At 54.1% G+C, this 2,903-nt stretch carries 1 protein-coding gene; it reads left to right on the forward strand.

Annotation, left to right across the window (positions count from 1 at the left end; all coding sequences use genetic code 11):
- Nucleotides 1–2,619, forward strand: a 2,619-nt coding sequence (locus FBQ85_28790; protein ID MDL1879131.1) for a T9SS type A sorting domain-containing protein, incomplete at its 5' end; no start/stop codon positions are given.
- Nucleotides 2,620–2,903 lie beyond the last annotated feature (284 nt).

The raw sequence follows: 2,903 nt of genomic DNA on the forward strand, positions 1-2,903 counted from the left end.
ACCAATCACAACAAAAGCTGGATCATTAAGAATCTTGCGCCGGGCACATACTATTGGAGCGTGCAAGCGATTGATAATGCGTTTGCGGGATCGCCATTTGCTCCGGAGCAAAGCTTTGTCATCCTCGAAACCGGCGATACCACGCCGCCCGCAGCGCCGCAAAACTTATCTGCCACCTCCGGTAATCAACAAATCACACTCACGTGGCAAGCAAATAATGAAGCGGATTTTCTGCGCTACCGCATCTACGGCGGCGCTTCGCCCAATCCCACCACGAAGATTGATTCGGTCAACGGCGCGGCGAATACAACGAAAATCATAACCGGCTTGACCAATGGCACGAGGTATTATTTTCGCATTACGGCAGTCGACAACAGTCTCAATCAAAGCGGCTTTTCCAATGAAATGAACGCCACGCCCAGCGCAGCGGACTTGCCGCCGGCAGTGCCGCAAAATCTAACCGCCACCGCCGGCGATCAACAAGTCACGCTCAATTGGCAAGCAAACAGCGAAGCGGATTTTTTGCGCTATCGTATTTATGGCGGCACATCGCCCAATTCCACCACCAAAATCGATTCCGTCAACGGCGCGGCGAACACGACGAAAATCATTGCCGGCTTGGCCAATGGCACGACGTATTATTTTCGTATTACGGCAGTTGACAACAATCTCAATCAAAGTGGCTTTTCGAATGAAGTGAATGCCACGCCCACCGCCGCCGATTTACCGCCGGCGGCGCCGCAGAATCTGCAAGCCACGCCCGGCCCGGCGCACGGTCAAATCACGCTCTCGTGGGAGGCCAATGTTGAAACGGATTTGTTGCGCTATCGCATTTATGGCGGCAGGGCAACGGCGCCGGCAGCGTTGCTCGACTCTGTTGCAGCAAATGCCAACACGAGTCTCACGTTTTCTGATCTGACCATTGGAATAACCTACGCTTATTTTCTCACGGCGGTGGATGCCAGCGGCCAGGCCGGCGCCGCTTCCAACAGTGCTTCTGCCGCGCCGTTGCGTGACACGCAGGCGCCGTTTATCGACATGCCCTCCTATTCGATTTTCGTCGATCTGAACACCGATGCGCCGGTGCGGGTCAATGTCACGGATCTTTCCCAAATCACCACCGTGCACATTTTTTATCGTTCCGGCGGCGAGGCGAGCTTTTTGAACAAGCAAATGATTCTGCAAACCGATGGCTCGTATTTTCGCAATATACCGTCGATTGTCATGACCACCCGCGGCGCGGAGTTCTATTTGACGGCGCGTGATGTTCATGGCAATCTCGCGACCTCGAAGCGCTATTTGCTGCGCATCAATTGCGCCGAAGGCATCATCAATCCCGCCATGCAGCCGGCCGGCACGCAAACCGGAAATTTCCGCATTTTCTCCGTGCCGCTGGATTTGGATGACAAGTCCCCGCAAGCATTCGTCGCGGCCAATCCGTTGCTGGAGCCGCCGGATGCCACGAAGTATCGTTGGTATGCCTGCGATCGCAGCACGGGCGCGCTGAAGGAATATCCGGATTTCAGCAACATCACCCTGGCGCCGGACATGGGTTTTCCACTGCTGGCCAACCACAAGAACTTCCGCTTGAAAACCGGCAGCGGCAAGACTATGAGTATTTCGGATGTGCATCACGTCGCTTTGCCTGCCGGCTGGAGTTTGATCGGCAATCCTTTCAACTTCGCAATTCCGTATGACAGCTTGCGTGTCTCTGATGGCGCCGCCTTCGAGCTGTGGAGTTTTAACGGCGATTGGCAGCTCAATCGCGCGGGTTTGGAGCCCTGGCAGGGTTATGCCATTCATTTGAATCGTGCGGCGACGCTGTTTATCAGTCCGGGCGTAGCGGGTTTGAGCGAGGACGCTGCTGCGCACGCGGTGGCGAACAACGAGGGCGAAAATTGGCTGATGCAGATCATCGCCAGCAATGGCCGCAGCGAGAGCCGCTTCAACTTTGCGGGCCAGCATGCGGCTGCTGCAAACGAGGTTGAGGCGTGGGATTTACACCAGCCGCCGCGCCTGGCAGATCAGGTGCAAGTTCAATTTCAACCACAGCAGATTGCAGGTGGATTGAAAGCGGATGTACGCCGGCCTTCAGTCGAGGGTCACACCTGGGAATTCACCTGCATTGTGAATCCCGCAGATGAAGTGCTGCGGCTGGCATTTGAAGGCGTGAAGCAAATCCCTGCCGGATTTGAGGTATTTATGGTTGATGAAGAAACCGAAATCGCCTATGATCTGCGCAGCAATAATCGCCTGGAATTCGCCATCAAAAATCTGACTGAGAAAAAATTCAAATTGCTGGCAGGTAACAAATCATACGTGACCACGCAAGCGCGCGAGGTGGAGCTTTATCCGCAAAGCTATGTTCTCTTGCAGAACTTCCCAAATCCATTTAATCCGTCAACACAAATCATCTATTCGCTGCCGGAGGCAAGCATGGTGGAGTTGAGCGTGTACAACATTCACGGCCAGCTTGTGGCGCAGTTGGTCAATGAACCGCAGGGCGCAGGTTCGCACACGGCGGTGTGGCAGGCGCGCGGCGCAGGGTCGGGCGTGTATTGGATTCGTTTGCAGGCGGGGAAGACGACGGTGATGAAGAAGTGTTTGTTGATCAAGTGATTGGATGGTACTTCACAGGATTCAGTTTGTGTGAAAATGGTTCGTTGCATCGTTGGCTGAACTTGTCGCTAGTACATTGTTACCATGATTTCGTAGCCCTGCCCCCTTGTGGGGCATTGTCCCAACCCGCGAATTTATTGGCTACAGCAGCACCCCACAAGGGGGTGGGACTACAAAAAATTAAGGTAACTGTAGTTTGGCAAATTTTCATGTTCTTTTTCAAAAATTGGCTGAAAAGGCCAGCCAATCCTGAGGTATGGACAGACCTCACCACTGTCCCCGCC

Source organism: Cytophagia bacterium CHB2, assembly GCA_030263535.1.
Lineage (GTDB): Bacteria > Zhuqueibacterota > Zhuqueibacteria > Zhuqueibacterales > Zhuqueibacteraceae > Coneutiohabitans.